The sequence below is a fragment of the Desulfurispirillum indicum S5 genome, from assembly GCF_000177635.2.
In the GTDB taxonomy this organism is placed as follows: Bacteria; Chrysiogenota; Chrysiogenetes; order Chrysiogenales; family Chrysiogenaceae; genus Desulfurispirillum; species Desulfurispirillum indicum.
Window position 1 is genome coordinate 827506 of record NC_014836.1, and the last position, 18977, is coordinate 846482.

15 protein-coding genes are annotated in these 18977 nt (G+C 57.1%); 6 read left to right on the forward strand and 9 right to left on the reverse strand.

Annotated features, from left to right (window positions below):
• Position 1: 1 nt before the first annotated feature.
• The 3 genes from SELIN_RS03990 to SELIN_RS04000 form a co-directional block, all read right to left on the reverse strand.
• The gene (locus tag SELIN_RS03990; protein WP_013505409.1) at positions 2-661 is read right to left on the reverse strand and encodes a fumarylacetoacetate hydrolase family protein; all 660 of its coding nucleotides are present in this window, start codon (positions 659-661) and stop codon (positions 2-4) included.
• Positions 662-747: 86 nt separating this feature from the next.
• Complete coding sequence (gene acnA / locus SELIN_RS03995; protein WP_013505410.1) at positions 748-3405, reverse strand: aconitate hydratase AcnA; 2658 nt, start codon at positions 3403-3405, stop codon at positions 748-750.
• A 51-nt stretch (positions 3406-3456) separates the two neighbouring features.
• Positions 3457-4149, reverse strand: a complete 693-nt coding sequence (locus tag SELIN_RS04000; protein ID WP_013505411.1) for a DUF2231 domain-containing protein — start codon at positions 4147-4149, stop codon at positions 3457-3459.
• 238 nt (positions 4150-4387) lie between these two features.
• Here SELIN_RS04000 and ppdK point away from each other — a divergent pair, with 238 nt between their 5' ends.
• The 3 genes from ppdK to SELIN_RS13785 are packed head-to-tail and all read left to right on the forward strand — an operon-like array spanning position 4388 to position 10080.
• Positions 4388-7012, forward strand: coding sequence for a pyruvate, phosphate dikinase (ppdK, locus tag SELIN_RS04005; protein ID WP_013505412.1), 2625 nt, complete (start codon positions 4388-4390; stop codon positions 7010-7012).
• Positions 7013-7072: 60 nt separating this feature from the next.
• A complete protein-coding gene (locus SELIN_RS04010; protein WP_041725916.1) occupies positions 7073-7870 on the forward strand; it encodes a tRNA pseudouridine(65) synthase TruC in 798 nt (265 codons plus the stop codon).
• 59 nt (positions 7871-7929) lie between these two features.
• A complete protein-coding gene (locus SELIN_RS13785; protein ID WP_013505414.1) occupies positions 7930-10080 on the forward strand; it encodes a PAS domain-containing sensor histidine kinase in 2151 nt (716 codons plus the stop codon).
• Positions 10081-10128: 48 nt separating this feature from the next.
• Here the strand turns inward: SELIN_RS13785 and SELIN_RS04020 are convergent, their stop codons facing one another.
• On the reverse strand, positions 10129-11274 hold the full coding sequence (locus tag SELIN_RS04020; protein WP_013505415.1) for a GNAT family N-acetyltransferase/peptidase C39 family protein: 1146 nt from the start codon (positions 11272-11274) through the stop codon (positions 10129-10131).
• Between the two features lie 265 nt (positions 11275-11539).
• Between SELIN_RS04020 and SELIN_RS04025 the strand changes: the two genes are divergently transcribed.
• Positions 11540-12652, forward strand: coding sequence for a glycoside hydrolase family 3 N-terminal domain-containing protein (locus tag SELIN_RS04025; protein ID WP_013505416.1), 1113 nt, complete (start codon positions 11540-11542; stop codon positions 12650-12652).
• Between the two features lie 378 nt (positions 12653-13030).
• Here SELIN_RS04025 and recJ read toward each other — a convergent pair whose 3' ends face one another.
• Both recJ and SELIN_RS04040 read right to left on the reverse strand, forming a co-directional pair.
• Positions 13031-14707, reverse strand: coding sequence for a single-stranded-DNA-specific exonuclease RecJ (gene recJ, locus SELIN_RS04035; protein WP_013505417.1), 1677 nt, complete (start codon positions 14705-14707; stop codon positions 13031-13033).
• Positions 14704-16014 (reverse strand): hypothetical protein, encoded by a 1311-nt coding sequence (locus SELIN_RS04040; protein WP_013505418.1) that lies wholly within the window; start codon positions 16012-16014, stop codon positions 14704-14706. Before SELIN_RS04040 ends, recJ begins: the two co-directional genes overlap by 4 nt.
• Positions 16015-16150: 136 nt before the next feature.
• Between SELIN_RS04040 and tsaB the strand changes: the two genes are divergently transcribed.
• Positions 16151-16792 carry a tRNA (adenosine(37)-N6)-threonylcarbamoyltransferase complex dimerization subunit type 1 TsaB gene (tsaB, locus tag SELIN_RS04045; RefSeq protein ID WP_013505419.1) on the forward strand — a complete coding sequence of 214 codons (642 nt, stop codon included), beginning with the start codon at positions 16151-16153 and terminating at the stop codon, positions 16790-16792.
• Entirely contained in the window at positions 16789-17226 is a 438-nt protein-coding gene (gene rimI / locus SELIN_RS04050) for a ribosomal protein S18-alanine N-acetyltransferase (RefSeq protein ID WP_013505420.1), read from the forward strand. Before tsaB ends, rimI begins: the two co-directional genes overlap by 4 nt.
• Before the next feature lie 44 nt (positions 17227-17270).
• Here the strand turns inward: rimI and SELIN_RS15560 are convergent, their stop codons facing one another.
• The 3 genes from SELIN_RS15560 to SELIN_RS04060 form a co-directional block, all read right to left on the reverse strand.
• A complete protein-coding gene (locus SELIN_RS15560) occupies positions 17271-17597 on the reverse strand; it encodes a hyaluronate lyase N-terminal domain-containing protein (protein ID WP_198007149.1) in 327 nt (108 codons plus the stop codon).
• Positions 17598-17732: 135 nt separating this feature from the next.
• Positions 17733-18578, reverse strand: coding sequence for an IS3 family transposase (locus SELIN_RS04055; protein ID WP_041725906.1), 846 nt, complete (start codon positions 18576-18578; stop codon positions 17733-17735).
• Positions 18575-18892 carry a transposase gene (locus SELIN_RS04060; protein ID WP_198007093.1) on the reverse strand — a complete coding sequence of 106 codons (318 nt, stop codon included), beginning with the start codon at positions 18890-18892 and terminating at the stop codon, positions 18575-18577. Before SELIN_RS04060 ends, SELIN_RS04055 begins: the two co-directional genes overlap by 4 nt.
• Positions 18893-18977 lie beyond the last annotated feature (85 nt).

Sequence of the window (18977 nt, forward strand, 5' to 3'; positions counted from 1 at the left end):
ACTACGCCTCCTGGATGGTCAGTTGAAGATCCGCGACGCCTGCCACCGCAGCGTACACCAGGTCACCGGGCACCAGGGTGCCGACTCCGGCCGGGGTGCCGGTCAGAAGTACATCACCGGGATGCAGGGTAAAGTAGGTGCTGGCATGGGCCACCAGTTTCGCGATATCGTGAATCATCTGCTGTGTCGTCCCCTGCTGGCGGCGCTGGCCATTGACGTCCAGGATCAGTTCCAGGGGAAAGTGCGGGTTCACCTCTGCTGCGCTGACAAAAGGGGAGAGCGCGCAGGAACCATCGTAGGCCTTGGCCTTTTCCCAGGGAAGCCCAGCGGCCTTAAGTGCGCGCTGCACATCACGGGCTGTGAAATCAAGACCCACAGCATAGCCGTCAACCATGGCGAGGGCCTTATCCACGTGGACGCGTGAGCACTGGTGTCCGATTCGCACTGCCAGTTCCACTTCGTGCTGCAGGTCGTTGGTCCAGGCGGGTTTGGGTACTGCAGCCCCCGCTGGTACCAGTGCGGAGTTTGGTTTCAGGAAGAAGACGGGTTCTTCGGGCACGCCATCTCCCATCTCTTTGGCATGCTCCAGGTAATTTTTGGCAACGCAGAGGATTTTTTGCGGGATGAATGAGCGTCCGTCTTTCCAGTGGGCCGATATCATAGAAACTCCTTTCGGATAAGTATTTCAGGAAATCGAAAAAGCCCCCCGAAGCCGGGGGGCTCAGATGTACATGCACCTGTTGAGGCTTATCCCATACGGCGCAGGACATAGGTCAAAATACCGCCGGCCTGCAGATACTCTACTTCGATCTGGGTATTTACCTTGGCGATGGCCTGGAATTCCTTGCGACTTCCATCGGGACTGACGGCAACCACGGTCAGTTCTTTTCCGGGGCTCAGGCTGGATATACCCAGAACAGAGCACACTTCATCGCCCTTCAGGCCCAGGCTGCTCCAGCTCTGACCCTCTTTGAAGACCATGGGCAGCACTCCCATGCCCACCAGGTTGCTGCGGTGGATGCGTTCAAAAGACTCGGTGATGACGGCCTTGATACCCAGCAGCAGGGTGCCCTTGGCAGCCCAGTCGCGGGATGATCCAGTGCCATACTCCTTGCCACCAAGGACGATCAGGGGGATGCCTTCCCACGCGTATTCCATGGCAGCATCGTAGACATAAGCCAGCTTTCCGTCAGGGTACTTGCGGGTCCAGCTGCCCTGCTTCTCGGGAGCCAGGGCGTTTTTGATGCGCACATTGGCAAAGGTTCCGCGCATCATGACTTCGTGGTTGCCGCGCCGTGAACCGTAGGAGTTGAAGTCCTCAAAGTCCACCCCATGGCTGATAAGATATTTTCCTGCCGGGTAATCCCTGGGGATGCTGCCGGCGGGAGAAATGTGATCGGTGGTGACGGAATCTCCCAGGGCCAGCAGGATGCGGGCTCCCTCAAGGTCAGCCAGTCCCTGAGCAGCTTCACCCACATTATCAAAGAAAGTGGGTCGGCGGATGTAGGTGGACTTCTCATCCCATTGGAAGGTTTCGCCTTCTGGAACTTCCAGGGCGCGCCAGAAGTGGTCACCATCAAGAATCTGACTATACTCCTGTTCAAAAACAGCGGGGGAAACGGTGCCAGCCATGGCATCCTGGATCTCCTCGCTGGTTGGCCAGATGTCCTTGAGGTACACGGGCTGACCATTGCTGCCAGTGCCGATGGGCTCGGTGGTAATGTCCATATCCACCCGGCCGGTCAGCGCATAAACCACGACCAGAGGCGGTGAGGCGAGGAAATTGGCCTTGACGCTCTGATGGACCCGTGCTTCGAAGTTACGATTGCCAGAAAGCACGGAAGCCACCGCGAGATCCTTATCCTTGATGGCCTGCTCAATGTTCGCATCCAAGGGGCCGCTGTTGCCGATACAGGTGGTGCAGCCATAGGCAGTGACGCCAAAGCCCAGCGCTTCCAGGTGTGGCAGCAGGCCGCTGCTGCTCAGGTAGCGGGTCACTACTTTGGAACCGGGCGCCAGTGAGGTCTTGACATGGGGTTGAACCTTGAGCCCCTTTTCCACGGCTTTTTTGGCTACCAGCCCCGCGCCGATCATGACCGATGGGTTGGATGTATTGGTGCAGGAGGTAATGGCGGCGATCACCACGCTGCCATTATCTATTACCGCCTTCTTGTCCTTGACGGTGAGTTCAACTGGCTTTTTCTCGCTGCCGAACACGTCGGCAAAACGCTGGGCAACACTTTCCAGGTTTACGCGGTCCTGGGGACGGGAAGGCCCGGCCATGGAGGGGACTATGGTGTCCAGGTCCAGCTCCAGGGAAGAGCTGTACTCCGGCTGCTCATGCCCTTCATAGAAGAGCTTCTGGGTTTTCGTGTAGTACTCGGTGAGCAGAGCAGCTTCACTGCGGTTGGTGAGATGGAGGTATTCGATGGTCTTCTCGTCCACGGGGAAGAAGCCCATGGTAGCGCCGTATTCGGGGGCCATATTGGCGATGGTGGCCCGATCAACGACGGAAAGGGCTTTGACGCCAGGGCCATAAAATTCCACAAACTTCTCAACCACTTTGTGCTTGCGCAGCATTTCGGTAATGCGCAGCACCAGGTCCGTGGCAGTGACGCCTTCGCGCAGGCTGCCGTGGAGCCTGACGCCCACCACTTCGGGAATGGGCATGTAATAGGGTTGACCCAGCATGACCGCTTCCGCCTCGATGCCACCCACGCCCCAGCCCATGACGCCGATGCCGTTGATCATGGTGGTATGGGAGTCGGTGCCCACCAGGGAGTCAGGGAAAACCTCTGTCTCGCCAGCGTTGTTGGTCTTGGTCATGGCCACCCGACCCAGGTATTCCAGGTTCACCTGGTGGCAGATGCCTGAGTTGGGCGGGACGATGCGGATATTCTTGAAGGCTTTCTGGGCCCACTTCAGCAGACGGTAGCGCTCGGAGTTGCGCTCGTACTCCTTGGCAACATTTTTTTCCAGGGAGTCATCTTCACCATAGTAGTCAATCTGTACAGAGTGGTCGACGATCATCTCTACGGGAACTATGGGGTTGATCAGGGAAGGATCTTTGCCCAGGCTCTTCATGGCGTCGCGCATGGTAGCCAGGTCGACAATGCCTGGTACGCCGGTGAAATCCTGCATCAGGACGCGACCGGGGTAGTAGGCGATTTCACGCGGCGTCTCGTAAGCGGGTTTCCAGTTGACGATATCCCGCAGCGCTTCTTCGTCAATGGTCTTGCCATTATCGTAGTTGCGCAGGAGGTTTTCCACCAGAATACGAATCGAGAATGGCAGGCGATCCAGTGAGCCGATTCCGGCGGCTTCCAGATCTCTGATGCCATACATGACGTAGCTTTTGCCTTCAACCTGAAAATGTTTCTTCATGGATGCGTAGTTGATGCCCATAGTCTGACCTCCTGAGGAAAGTGTAGAGTGTGATATGCTTTCAGCGTACTGTCAGGTCCATGTCAGCTTGCCACCCTTGTAGCCGATGGCTGCGGAAAAGGGAATCTGTCCGAAGAACAGCAGCATGTAGATCCAGAAGAGTCCGTCGCGGTTCAGGGCGATGTCCGGTACGCTCAGACGCAGGAAAACCACCAGCGTGGCGAGGATAAACAGAATCGCGGTGCAGATGATTTTCACGGCGAAGATGCTGTTCCAGGCACTGTTGTAGTTGATCTTCCAGCTGAACCAGCCTGCCGCGCTGGTGGGGATAATGCTCAACACCATCACTGCCATGGCATGGAAGGCGGTGGTTTCAAAGGTGGGCTGTCCGGTGACCAGAAAGAGCAGCTGCATGAGGATGGCGAAGTTCAGCAGGCCGATAGGGAAGTGGATGAGCATAGGGTGGGGATGGTATTTCCGGTACCACTGCTGCCACTGGGCCAGGGGGTCCGCACTGCCGGAAACCGTTGATGCCGGCGGAGCTCCTTCCAGGGAGTCCACCTCCGTAAAGCGTTTCAGGACTTCGGCACCGTGGGGGGCGTTTTTCATGGCTTCGGTGAGGTCTTCTCCCGCCTTGTGGACGCGGGCGTGGACGCCGTTTTTCCACATGCGGCTTGTGCTGACGTCGTAAATTTTCCCGTCATACGCCACATAGGCCGGCTTGCCATCTTTGCCGTCATATTCCTGGAGCTTCTGTTGTTCCATTCGGTTCTCCTTGCGGGAAATAGTTCCTGATGCCGAATATACATCAGATTCCATGTCAGGTAAACGAAAGCTGTCGAAATTCCTGTTTCGGGTCAATGGTACATATTGGCGACAAATAGCAAATATCAGCTCGCCAGATGCGCAATTCTCCTTTACGTCTCCGATGAAAAGTTCTAAGGTTGAGGCACGTCCTGCCAGGCGCAGGCGTGACAGACATGATTGATGCCGGGGAGGTTTCATGGCACACAAATACGTATTCTTTTTTGGTGATGGCAAAGCGGAAGGCGACGGTTCCGACAAGGGACTGCTGGGTGGCAAGGGTGCCGGGCTGGCGGAAATGACCAACCTGGGTATTCCCGTTCCTCCGGGATTTACCATCTCAACAGAGGCCTGTATCTCCTATTATACCAATAACTCACAGTATCCTGCGGGCATGTGGGATCAACTGCTGGAAGCGTTGAAGAAGCTGGAAGTGGCTACGGGAAAGGGTTTTGGCCGTGTGGAAAATCCCCTGCTGGTATCCGTGCGCTCCGGCGCCCGTGCCTCTATGCCCGGTATGATGGATACGGTTCTGAATCTGGGTCTCAACGACGAGACCGTTCTTGGTCTGGCGAAAAAGTCAGGGAATGAACGCTTTGCCTGGGATTCCTACCGCCGCTTTATCTCCATGTTCGGCGATGTGGTGCTCGACGTTGCCCACCACCACTTCGAGGCCATTCTGCGATCCATGAAAAGCGAACGCAATGTGCAGGTGGATACCGACCTGACGACAGCGGACCTCAAGGAGCTGGTGGGCAGGTACGAAGACCTTGTCAAAAAAGAGACCGGCGCCCCCTTTCCCCAGGAGCCGCTGGAACAGCTCAAATACTCTATCAATGCCGTGTTCGGTTCCTGGAACAACCCCCGTGCCAAAACCTACCGCCGTATCAATAAAATCCCCGACGACTGGGGCACCGCTGTCAATATTCAGGCTATGGTCTTTGGGAACATGGGTGATACTTCCGGCACCGGCGTCGCCTTTACCCGGAACCCCTCCACCGGTGAGAAGGCATTTTTCGGGGAGTACCTCATCAATGCCCAGGGAGAGGACGTGGTGGCCGGCATTCGCACTCCCGAACCCATTGCCAGCCTCAAGGACAAGATGCCCGAAGTCTATGGGCAGCTCGAAGAAGTCTATCTGCGTCTGGAAGCCCACTACAAAGACATGCAGGATATCGAGTTCACCGTGGAGCAGAATGTGCTCTATATGTTGCAGACCCGCACCGGAAAGCGCACGGCACGCTCTGCTATCAAGATAGCCCATGACATGTTCAACGAAGGTCTTATTGATAAGAAAACCGCCGTGCTGCGGGTGACCCCTGAACAGGTGGACCAGCTGCTGCACCCCATGATCGACCCCAACGTGCAGTATACCGCCCTGGCCAAGGGGCTGCCCGCCTCTCCCGGTGCGGCAGTTGGGAAAATAGTCTTTCAATCTGAACATGCCGAAGACTGGGCCGGGCGTGGCGAAAAAGTCATCCTCGTGCGGGTGGAAACTTCGCCCGATGATATCGGTGGCATGAACGTGGCCCAGGGCATTCTGACCGCTACCGGCGGTATGACCAGTCACGCCGCCGTGGTCGCCCGTGGCATGGGCAAGTGCTGTGTTGCCGGCTGTGGCGCGCTGCAGATTGATGCCGCGAAAAAGGAACTGCGCATCGGCGACACGGTGCTCAGGGAGGGAGATTTCATCACCATTAACGGTACCACCGGTGAAGTAATCAACGGCCAGGTGGATCTGGTGGAGCCGGAGCTCTCCAGTGAATTTGCCGATATTCTCGACTGGTCCGATGAATACCGACGCCTGGGTGTGCGCACCAATGCTGATACGCCCCATGATTCCACCGTGGCCCGTGAATTCGGAGCCGAAGGCATCGGCCTGTGTCGCACCGAGCATATGTTCTTTGAAGGAGACCGCATTGACGCTGTGCGCGAGATGATTCTGGCCGAAAGCCCCGATGCCCGTCGCCGTGCTCTGGCGAAAATCAAACCATATCAGAAGGAAGATTTCCTGGGCCTCTTCCGCGCCATGGATGGCCTGCCCGTGACCATTCGCCTGCTGGACCCCCCCCTGCACGAATTTCTGCCCCACACCGAGCAGGATATTCAGAAAGTGGCCAACGCCACAGGGCTCTCCGCAGCCCAGCTCAAGCGCAAGGCTGAGGAACTCCACGAGTTCAACCCCATGCTGGGCCACCGTGGCTGCCGCCTGGGCATCTCCCACCCCGAAGTCTATGAGATGCAGGTGGAGGCCATCATGGAAGCCGCCTGTGAGCTCAAGAAAGAGGGTCTTGACGTGAAGCCCGAAATCATGATTCCCCTGGTGGGCCATGTGAAGGAACTGGCAGAGCTGCGGGAGATGACCGTCAGCGTCAGCGATGAAATCATTGCCCGCTACGGCGTGGAAATGCAGTACCTGGTCGGTACCATGATTGAGCTGCCCCGCGCCGCCATCACGGCCGATGAAATCGCCCGCGAAGCAGACTTTTTCTCCTTTGGCACCAACGACCTCACCCAGACCACCCTGGGCATCAGTCGTGACGATTCCGGCAAGTTCCTGCCCCTCTACGTGGAGAAGAAGATCTTCCCCGAAGACCCCTTCGTTTCCATTGACGAAGCCGGTGTGGGCGTGCTGGTGCAAATGGGTGTTGACAAGGGGCGTCAGACGCGGCCCGATATCAAGACCGGCATTTGTGGTGAGCACGGCGGAGATCCTGCTTCTGTCTTTTTCTGCCATCGCATTGGCCTTGATTACGTCAGCTGTTCGCCCTACCGTATACCCATAGCGAGGTTGGCTGCGGCCCACGCGGCCTTGAGCGAATAATCAAAAATCCCCCTCCCATCGGGAGGGGGATTTTGCTTGGATCGACTCGTGAGGGAACCCATGCCCCTTGTCATTGTGTATCGCGATGATCATCTGATTGCTATCCATAAACCCGCTGGACTGCTGGTGCATCGCAGCTCCATAGATCGCCATGAAACCCGCTTTGCCATGCAGCTGCTGCGAGATCAGATCGGACAGCCGGTCTATCCGGTTCACCGCTTGGACAAGCCCACATCCGGGGTGCTGCTTTTTGCCCTGAATCCTGAGGTAGCCCGCCTGCTCGGGGCACTGTTTGTCAGTGCAGCTGTGGCAAAAACCTATCTGGCCGTGGTGCGGGGTGTGCCGCCCCGGTCCGGTATTATTGATTCCCCTTTGCGGGAGGAGCGCAACCGTTATGACGACCAGCGCACGGCTTTGGAGAAAGCACCTCAGTCCGCAGTGACCCGCTTCCAGACGCGGGCAACCGTGGAACTGCCCTTTGCTGTCGGGCCTTACCCCACCAGCCGTTACGCTTTGGTGGAAGTGCAGCCGCAAACGGGCCGCAGGCACCAGATACGCCGCCACTTCAAGCACCTGTGCCACCCCCTGATTGGTGATACAAAGTATGGCGAAGGGCGGCACAACCGGTTTTTCCGCGATCATTTCGGCTGCCAGCGCCTGCTGCTTGCCGCCGTTGAGTTGCAGCTGAATCATCCGGTCAATGGCATGCCTCTGGTTATCACGTCCCCGCTGGAAGAGAATTTTCGGGAATTAGTGACGGCCCTTGGTTGGGATGGAGCAGTGGCGTCGCCCTGCCGTGATGGCGTCGCGGCGAGTGAAAGGTGCCTGGACAACCGTCGCGATTTCTCCATACTCTGATTGGTGAGAATTTCCTGTGAGGTGCGCGGAAGAAAGGCCATGACGCGGAGGACACTGCCATGAATCTGTCTCATCTTTATCGACTGCAGCGCCGTATTCTGCTGCTGGCAACTATCGGCGTCATGATCACTGGTCTGGTGGTGGGAATTGTCACCCTGGGACATCTGCACCTGCAGAGCCGCAATTATAATGAAAATGCCATGGCCCTTCAGGTACACGGGCAGGCGCAGGCAATGGCGCAGTTGCTGGACAGATATTGCGATGTTGCCCGGCAGATCAGCAGCCGCAGCCAGATCCGGGATCAGCTTGAACGCTATAACAGCGGTACCGCCAGCCTTGACAGCGTGCGGGATTTTTCTGTCCCTCGCCTTGTGGATGCTCTGGCCTATACGCCGGATCTTGCGGGAATGCTGCGCCTGAGTCGGGGTGGCGCTGTGGTGGCTTCACTAGGCGCGGTGCCCCTGGAGGAACTCTGGCAGTCCTGGCACTTTGATCCCTCCTGGGTGCAGATCACCGGTCCATACACCTGGGAGGACACCCTGTTTGTTCTGGCAAGCAGTCCGATTGTGAATCGCGCAGGCGATGTGGTGGGTATGGATCTGGTCGCCTTTGATACCAGTGGCTTGTCGGAACTTATGGGAGCCCATGAAGCGTTTCATGATGATGACACTTTTCAATACCTTCTGCATCGTCAGGGGTCACTGCCCATGGTTCTGGGGCAGAGTTCGCGCCTTCAGGTGGCTGCGGGAGTGCCGGCGGCAGTGGAGTCGATTTCTCCCAGCTCCACTGTGCAATCCTTCCGGCTGCAGGAGGACGCTGGCCGTTTGGTGTATATTCAGCCTCTTCCCGGACAGGATCAGTGGGTGCTGGTGATCTCCATGCCTGTGCGCAGCATACATCCCCCCCTTTTTCCGCAGCTTGCGACACCGCTGCTTGCCGTGCTGCTGATGATGAGTCTTGGTGTGCTGGTCACCAGCAGTGTCATGCGTCCGCTTTTTCTGCGCAGTTCCAGGTGGTTGCAGCGTTTCGGCAGGCTTAACGAGGAACTTGACCGCTCCCACAGGCGTTTTACTGCAATACTGAACAGCCTGGATGCTGCGGTGTATGTTGCGGATATGCAGACCCATGAACTCCTCTTTGTGAACGAATATATCAAACGGCAGCTCGGGGATGTGACTGGCCAGAAGTGCTGGCAGGTCCTGCAGGGGCTGCAGGAGCCCTGTGCCTTCTGCAATAATCATCGCCTGCTGACCGAAGATGGGCGCAGCGCGGGCGTGGTGCAGTGGGAGTTTCAGAACCTGTGGACGCAGCAGTGGTTTGACTGTCGCGACAATGCCATCCAGTGGACCGATGGCCGTTTTGTGCGCATGGAAGTGGCAACGGATATCAGCGAGCGCAAGCGCATTGAGCTTGAGCTGCAGCAGACACTGGCCGGCATGCGCAGCGAAATTGAGGCGGGTATTGCCAAAGCCCGTGAGCAGGATGCCATTATCGCGGAGCAGAACCGGCGCGAATCGGTGACCCGGCTGCTGGTCAACCTGGCCCATCAGTGGCGCCAGCCACTCAATGTGGTGGGGATCATGGTGCAGAATACCGAAGAGCACATCGAAAACGGGGTCATAGACAAGACCCAGGCGCTCGCTGACCTGCGCATGGCCATGGATCAGCTGCAGGAAATTTCCAGCGTGATTACCCGCCTGACACGGCTCTATCAGTCTGAAGCCCAGGCAAATCCACTGCGTGTGCTGGAGGCCTTTCACTTTGCTGCCCACTCCGTGCGGTTTGACTATCGCAAAAGAGCACGGATAGACGCGCGTATTTCGGAGGAACTTTCTTTTGAGGCAGTGGAGAGTGACCTGATCGAAATTTTCCATGAACTGCTCAGCAACGCTTTAGCTGCTGGCTTTGCCAGAGATATGTCCGAGGTGCGCATTGAGGTGGCAGCACATCCCATGAGCCCTGACGGGCTGCAGATCTGGTGTCGGGATAATGCTGGCGGCGTTGATGCTCAGCTGTTGCCTGTGATCTTTGATCCCTATACTACCAGTGGTTTTCGTGGGCGGGGCAAGGGAATGGGGCTCTATCATATCAGGCGCCTGGTCGAGGAGCGTTATGGTGGCTCTGTCTCCCTGCAGAATGAAGAGGATGGTGTCCTGGTTATCGTCTGCCTGGCGAAGTATCGCGCCCATCCTCGCTATGGTTCGGTATGAGGAGTTGGTGTCGGTTCATGCCAGGCGCTTGCGCGTTCGCAGGGCTTGTCAGCGATCCTGCCTGGATGCTGCGGGAAACACTGCCAGTGCCGTGCGCAGCTTCTCCTGACCAAAACAGGCCATACGGGAAAATTCCAGACGAGAAACCGGTACGTGCTGGGTATCCACGCTGGTCTTCTGATCCTCTTCATCCACCTCCGGATCGTGCAGGTAGATGAACTGCTCGTCCATGGCTGTCACCACCACCCAGTGGGGGCTCTTTTCACGGCTGAAGCGCCAGGAACTGATCAGCACCAGGGGAACTCCACCCGCCTCAAGTACCTGTTGCAGGTCAAACTGGGTGACTTCTGCCAGGTGCTCCCGCACCCCGGTTGCTTCCAGCTGCTCCTTGAAGTCCTGGTGTACCATGGTCAGGACCTCTTTTTTCACGGGATTACGCACACCGTTGACGAAAAGGGGGCCCTCCACGTTCAGCCACAATTCCACATCAAAACCACGTTTCCAGGCTGACAGAGCCAGTCCGCGCGGCCCGCAGCCGCCGTGACCGGTGGTCATGAATATCGTCGTCGCCTCACGCCAGATCTGCAGTTCGTGCTGGCGCGTCATCTCTGTGCGCTCGTCCAGGGCCCGCATGGCCATCAGCAGCGATGCCGGCCCGCAGGTGAAGGGCAGGGTCTGCTGATAGTAGGGGACTTCGCGCACCTGGGTGGCAGGCGTTTTGCGCAGTCGCTTCTGAAAGCGCAGGGCATCGGTATGGTCTTCATAGTAGTCGGCATACTGGCCGAACTTGCGGTACCCCATTCGCTCATAAAGTTCGATGGCCCTGCTGTTGTCGGTACGCACTTCCAGCCGCAGGGTTGAACAGCCCTTGGACAGGGCCAGCGACTCCGCTTCCTGCATCAGGCGTTCACCAAAACCGCACCCACGCCAGGCGGGATCGACGGCGATGGAGTAGATGCGCGCCAGGGCTGTTCCCCGGTGGAAGAGCAGCAGCAGATAGGCTGCCAGGGCGGGGCTGTCCGGTGGCGTGACTTCAAGGAGCTGGATTGCCGAATGGCCCTTCTGCATCAGCCAGCGGAGCTGGCGGCGGCTGAGTTTATCGGCAGTGAAACAGCGATTTTCAAGTTCAACCAGCGCGCTCAGATCGTCCAGATCGGCACGGCGCAGATGAAACGGCGGAATTGTTTTTCCCACAAGACACCTGTATGAATGAAATGCGCAGAGGCAACCTTTGCCAGGTTCAAGAGTATGCCAAAACAAACTGCTTGTCCACGGGGAGCTGACGTGGGGGGCGTCGTGATTCCTGGTTTCTGTCAGAGTCCAGCGTATCTGTGGTACCCTTTCCTGAGAGTTCGCGCCCCGGCAACGACAGTCTGTCGGGGCCGACCCTGATGTGGTGCAGGAGTGAAGGGGTGCTGCTGAAGGCAATATCGCATTTCTACAGGAAAATGGAGACCTTATGAAACGGTGGCTTCGCTTTGGGATTATCGGACTGACACTGCTTGGTGGGGCCCCTGGCCCTGTTTCCGGCAGTGACATTTCCCTGGAACGGATGGTCGGGCAAATGGTGCTGGCTGGTTTTCGCGGACTGGAAGTGCAGCCGGACGATCCCATCATGCAGGATATCTCCCATGGCTTTGTGGGCGGGGTGATTCTGTTCGATCGGGATGTGCTCACCGGCAGTCGGGAGCGCAATGTGCGTGACCGGGAGCAGCTTTCCCGGCTGATAGCTGATCTGCAGGAACATGCCTCCACGGTTCTGTTCATCGCCATTGATCAGGAAGGGGGGCTGGTCAGCCGTCTGAAGCCGGTTCATGGTTTTGAGGCGCTGGCCTCCCACCGTGAGCTGGGCGAGGGGAGCCCGAGCAGCACCTTTGCGGCGGCCAGCGACATGGCACAGGCCCTGGCCGGGCTTGGTGTCAACCTGAACTTTGCACCGGTGGTGGATGTGAATATGAATCCGGAAAACCCGGTTATCGGCAGCCTGGGACGCAGTTTTTCCGCCGATGCTTCTGCGGTGGCGCGCCATGGGGAGCAGTTCGCCCGGGCCATGGATGCTGCTGGCGTGATTCCTGCCATCAAGCACTTTCCCGGGCACGGCAGCTCTCTGGCGGATTCCCACCTGGGGTTTACGGATATTACGCAGACCTGGAATCCCCATGAGCTCCTGCCCTTCCGGGAAATGATCGCCAATGGATTTGGCGGCATGGTGATGACCGGACACCTGTTCCACCGGGAGCTTGATGCAGAATATCCGGCAACGCTCTCCCGGGTGGTACTCCAGGATCTGCTGCGCCAGGAGCTGGGTTTTACGGGGGTGATTGTCTCCGATGATATGCAGATGAAGGCCATAACCGACCACTTCGGCTTTGAAGAGGCTCTGGAGCGGGCTGTTTATGCCGGGGTGGATATTCTGCTGCTGGGCAACAATCTGGAATATGACCCTCTGGTGGCCCGGCGGGCAGTCAAAGCCATTGTGGAGATGGTGGAGCGGGGAACTCTTCCCCGTGAGCGCATTGAAGCTTCCTACGAGCGAATTCAGGCGCTGAAACGGCAGCTGGAAAAGCCGTGAATATCCCCTGGACTCAAAACTGAAGTTTCGCACCCTCCCCCCTGAGCCCGTCCGGTGAGTGCGACGCCTGGCTGGCAAGACCCGAACGGGACACTCACAGGAAGTGAGTGGTCCGGCAGCACTGCAGGGATGCAGCGTCTGCCGGATATCCAGTCCAGGCGAGCAAACGATCCGGAAAAACGGGCGTTCGGGGGGCGCGTTTTTGGGTCCTTTTTGCGCGGTCAAAAAGGACAATATCCAGAGACGAAAAATGGAATACCAGATAAGTCAAGCATTCAAAATCAATACGCTTTCCTCGAGATAAGCGCCAGTATAATAGCGGTTTAACTCAAGGCAGCAAGGTGCGAAAGTTGAGTCAAAAGACGGATCTGCTCCTGCTCAGTGGTAGCTGTGATCTTCAATTTGCATCTCCAGGGAGTCCTTTCCCCGGAAGTGGTTCACGCGCAGTTTGAAGCAGAGCTTCACCTGTTTTCCCACTGCCGCCTGCAGATTGTTGGAGAAGGCGATGGCCTGGTGGCGTTTTCCTTCGGAGTCCTGGATGGTCAGTCGGCAGTGGCTCCCTTCGCGACCGCACTGGTAGCTGTCCAGCACGGTGAAGTCACCGGAGAATAATGGTTCCGGGTTGCCATTGCCAAAGGGCTCAAGGCGGTTGATGGCATGGGCGGTATCCATGCTGAGCAGAGGTGCTGGCAGGCAGGCGTCGACAGTGCACTTTGCCTTGAAGAGATCTTCCGGAAACCGGGAGAGGTTTTTGAGCAGGTTCTGGCGAAAGGCCTCCAGGTTGCTCTGCTGTATCTGCAGGCCAGCGGCCATGGCGTGGCCACCGAATTTTACCAGGTGGTGGGCGCACTGCTGTAGTTCGTGGTGCAGGTCGATGCCGTCAACGGAGCGGCAGCTGGCCTTGAGCGTTCCGTCTTCAAGCTGACTGTAGACGATGCAGGGCCGGTGGTAGCGGGACTTGAGGCGACCGGCCACAATGCCGATCACCCCTTCGTTCCAGCCCCTGGAGCCGACGATGATAGCCCGCTGCTCATGCAGCTTGTGGCGCTGAATCTGCTCCCGGGCCTCTTCCACCATGGATTGCTCCACTTCCTGACGCTGGCGGTTGAGGTCGTCCAGCTGTCGGGCGATGGACAGGGCCTGCTCCCGTTGCGGCTCATCCAGCAGGAACAGCTCCACGCTGTCGCGGGCGTTTTCCATACGCCCGGCGGCATTGACGCGGGGCCCCAGCTGGAATCCCAGCCCGTACACAGACATTTTGCCGGGATCAATTCCGGCCACTTCACACAGAAGCCGCAGTCCGGTGACCGCCTTGTCGGCGAAGAGGCGCAGCCCCTGCTTCACCAGTACACGGTTTTCGTGACGGATTTCCATGACATCGGCAACGGTGGCCAGGCTTGCCAGGGGCAGGTAGGGGGCCAGGCTGAGCTCAGCGCGCCCTATGGTCCGGCGCAGGGCGGTGATCAGCTTCAGCACCACGGCGGCTCCGCAGATGGCATGGGGGTAAGGGCAGTCGGGCCGATGGGGATCCACGATGGCATCGGCTGGTGGCAGCTGGTTTCCGGGCAGGTGGTGATCAGTGATGATGACCTGCTTTCCCAGGGACTTGAGGAAGGCAACTTCATCAATGGCGGTGATGCCGCAGTCCACGGAAATCAGCAGGTGGAAGTCCTGGCTTCTGCTCTCCAGGGCGGCACGGTTCAGGCCGTAGCCTTCGGTGAAGCGGCTGGGGATAAAGTAGTCAACACGGGCTCCCAGTTCACGCAGAAAGCGTACCAGCATGGCGGTTCCCACCGTGCCGTCCACATCAAAATCGCCGTAGACAAGGATGGGAAGCGACTGCTGTATGGCAGCGTCAAGAAGCTCCACCGCTTTTGCCATATCCCGCAGCAGAAAAGGATCCGCCAGATGGCTGAGGTCAGCCTGCAGGAAGAGGTTACGGTCGTCGTCGCAGCGGTCTGACAGCAGGAGCTCAAGAAGTTCCTCACTGTTGGCGGGTCTGCTGGCATGGGCTATCTGCCACTGGTATCTGGCTCCCTGAATGAGTCTGGTCACAGGTATCCCTCCACAGGTGTGCGTTGTCTCCAGCCGACCCACAGCAGCACGGCCACTTCAGCCAGTTCCCCCAGTATCAGCAGCGCCACACCCAGCAGTGCACCATTGCCCTGAATGCCCAGGCTGAGCATGGCGAGGCTGGCAAGCATGACGCAGAGGATCTTTATGGTGCTTGAAGCGCCGATTCGCAGGGTTTTGAGTTCCCGGGTGGTGGTCGCCTTCAGCAGGTGGTTGGTGCAGTAAAGGATACCATATCCTGTGGTGAGCAGCACGGGCCAGCGCAGATACTCCACCAGGTGCGCTTCTATGGCCATCCATCCGGTCAGCACCGTATGATGAAAGAGAAACTGGATGCTGAGCAGAGCCACGGAAAGCCCTGCCAGCAGGGCGATGGCAAAGAGAACGATCCGGCGCAGGGTTTCGCGGTTTTCTGCCAGGGTGATGACGGTCTGCTGCAGGCTCTGGAAGGGGCCGTAAAAAAGGAAGATAAACCCCCGGACGATGGTGAAGGCGGCCAGGCCCAGGGCGCTGTCGGAAAGCCGTGCCACCATGCCGTTGACCAGCAGGGTGCTCAGGTGCTGCATACTCATGGAGTACATGAGGGGCAGGGCGAACCCAATGAGCCGACCGTAACCCATGGGGTCACCTTCCTCAAGGCGGTTCAGCCTGCGCGCAGGCTGCCAGCAGAACAGGACAATGGCTGCAGACTCAATGGCTATGCCACCCAGGAGGCCCAGGGCTCCCACGGCGACACCGTCCAGAAAGTGCAGCAGCATTGGCAGCAGTACCAGCAGGGACCCGATGCGGATGATGACCCCTACAGTGATCAGGGTCGGTTTGCGGCTTTTGGCCAGAATACCCTGCAGGCTGCCGCGCAGCGACGTGAAGAGGGAGAGGGGAATCAGGTAGAGCATGGTATGTACAGCGTATTCGGCGATGTGCCATGGCACCTGGAAGACTTCCACAAAGAGAAAGTTCGCGATTCCCGAAATACTGATCAGACTGACGATGGCGGCAATGAAGACGCCCAGCAGTATCGAGAAGCTCAGCACTGTGCGCAGGCTCTGCCGTCCCCGCACGTAGCTGGCGGCAATATGGGAGTTTGCATAGCTCAGCGACGCGATGAACAGGTAGAGAGTGATGCCCAGGCCGAAACCGGCCAGGATCTCCACCTGGTTCTCCTGGCGTGCCAGAAAAGCGTTGATGAGCGTGTGGCTGATGCTCATGAACTGCGTGGTGAAGAGCAGGGGTATGGAGAAGAGAATGATTTCCCGATAGGATACGGTTTTTTGCGTCTGGGGATTCATGATTGTGTTATGCTGAGCGCTCCTGATTTTGTGCCGCTACGGCCAAATGTCAGCCATTGTGGAGCAAGGAAGGTTCTTTTGCAAGTCTGTGCTCTGGTCTTTTGCGGACCAGGAATTTCCCTTTGCAGGTGAATATATGATTTTTGCGCTGGATACCACGGGTGAAGTGTTCTCGGCCTGCCTGATGGAGAAAGCAGGTGGAGAGTACCTGCTGCAGGAAGTGGATACGCGCCGTAAACACGGAGAACTGCTGCCAGCTGCTCTGGAGCAGCTCCTCGCTTCGTCGCAATGCCAATGGGATGATGTCACCGCGGTAGCTCTGGTGAATGGTCCCGGCAGCTTTACCGGTGTGCGGGTGGGAGCGTCTTTTGTGAAGGGCCTGGTTTTCGGGGGTGCGAAGCCGGTATACACCTGCTCGCGCCTTGAGGCGATGCTCCACGGCCTTGATGAGCTGCCGGGGCCAGTGCTGGCTGCTGTGGACGCCAAGCGTTCCCAGGTTTACTGCCGCGGTTTGCGTATTCATGGTCTTGAGGAAGACTGCGCCCTGGATGGCGCTGAGCTGGTGAGACGGACACCCTCCGAGTTTTTTTTCTCCGGTGAGTTGCCAGCAGCATTTCCTGCGGCACTCCGGGATAAACGCATCCACCGGGTTCCCAGCGTGCCGGCTGCCCTCAATGCGGCACGGCTGGCAGTTGCCGGCCAGCTGCCCCGGTATGACGAGTCTGACAGTATTCCCCTGCACTATCTGCGCAAATCCCAGGCAGAGGAGGAGCGATGAGCCTGAAGGTTCGCCTGCTGGATCAGAGTTTTCTGCGGGATATCCATGCCATCGAAGCCTCCCGCTTTACCCACCCCTGGAGCGAGCAGCAGATTGCCGAAGAGATGCGTCACCCCAGAATCATCGCCCTCGGAGCCTTTCATGGCGAATCACTGCTGGGGTACCTGTTTGCCTACCTGCTGCCGGAAGAGCTGCAGCTCAATAATGTTGCGGTTCACAAGGAATTCAGCCGGATGGGCATCGCCACACTGCTGCTTGAGTATCTGGAGCAGCTGGGGAAGGGGGAGGGCTGCCGCGAGATCCTGCTGGAAGTCAACGAAAAGAACTCAGGCGCCATCGCTCTGTATGAGAAGCGCGGCTTCAAGGTCACGGGGCGTCGCCGCAAATACTACCGGGATGGCGGCGATGCGGTTCTCATGCAGAAGAAGCTGTGACTGCCGGCGCGAAAGTGACGTTATAACTGAAGTTTCACACCTTGTCAGCCACCTGTATCGTGGCTCTTGCCGTGTTTTTGATTCTGAATATAGCCAGATAGTTCAGTGCCTCGTTGATGTCTGCATAGTCGGAAGGCACATTCAGCGTCATGTCCTCCGCAACAAATGGTGTACCCCCCCATAGGGATACTGCCTGCCGTGGCTCCGTCACCGATGTACAGTCTCTTTGTGTCGGTTGCGTACAGGAGTTCCCCTTCAGCGGGTATTACCGCTGTCCTGTCTGCCTCAATAAGTCTTCTGTTCTGAATAAGCGATTCAGCTATCTTTATCCTCCTTAAATCAGCACCTATTTGAATAGAGCGATGACGGATATTACATGAAGAAGACGGCCGCTATGTTCCAGTATTTAAAACCTCTTGGATTTAATAAGAAAAAAAGAGAGCAGATTAAAGTGGGCCCAGTTGTCCAGACATATTTCGAGGAAGTTTAAGTTTTCTTATTGCAGCCTATGCCGCAAGCTTTTCCTCCTTTATTCTAAATACTGACATGTACATTTTGTCTGGTGTTCTGTAGTCAAGAGACTGATGAAACCTTCTGCTATTGTAGAAGGTGAAGTATCGCTTTACTCCTTCCTTGAGTTCGGTCATGTTCTCATAGCATTTGATATAGATGTTTTCGTATTTCACACTGCGCCAAAGGCGCTCTACGTAGACATTGTCAAGGGCTCTGCCTTTGCCGTCCATGCTGATTCTGATGCCGTGACTCTTGAGTCTTTGCGTAAATGCCTCTGAGCTATATTGGCTTCCCTGGTCGGTGTTGAATATCCCAGGGACTCCATAGCGTCTGATGGCTTCATCCAGTGCTTCGAGGCAAAAGCAGGTATCCATGGTGTTGGAGATGCGCCAGCTCAGTACTTTGCGGCTGAACAGATCTATGATAGCTGTCAGGTACACCGTCTTGGCGCCAAGCTTCAAGTACGTGATATCAGTGGCCCAAACCTGGTTGGGAAGCCAGATATTCAATCCTCGCAGCAAGTACGGATACTTCTTGTGCTGCTTGTTGGCCCGTGAAAGATTGGGTTTGGGGTAAATCGCACGCAGCCCATGCTTGTGCATAATGCGCCGCACCTGTTTGGAACTCACGGCCATATCATGTTCCTCATTGAGCTGTATGGCTATCTTGCGATAACCGAAGGTGGGAATGTCTTGCAGCACCCTGAGAACAACCTTCAGTATTTCAAGATCAGATTCCTCCAGCGCCGACGAACGTGACTGGTAATAGTAGGTCGAGTGGCTGATGCCAAGCAACTTGCACTGCATCCGTATGCTCAGGTTTTTATGGCCTGGCTCTATGGCATTTTTGGCTCGTGACCGTAGAGTTGCACATACTTTTTTTTTAGGAAGTCCTTCTCAACCTGAAGCATGCCAATTTGCTTGTAAAGGGCGTCAACATTGCGATCCTCTTTGTCCTTGCCCTTCTTCTTGTTGGGACGATCGAATATATCAGGCATGGCTTCCAGAGCACGCTTCTTCCACTCCTTGATCTGCTGGGGATGAACCTCATACTCCTGAGCCAGCTCCTGAACAGTCTTTTCTTCACGCAGCGCCTCAAGGGCTACCTTGGCTTTGAACTCATTGGTAAATGTCTTACGTTGCACTATAGTCACTCTCCAGGTGATGTTTGGATCAGGTCAATCTACGCCACTTCCGATGACTTTGCCAAACTTAAACCCCTGTCCGATTTACTGGGCC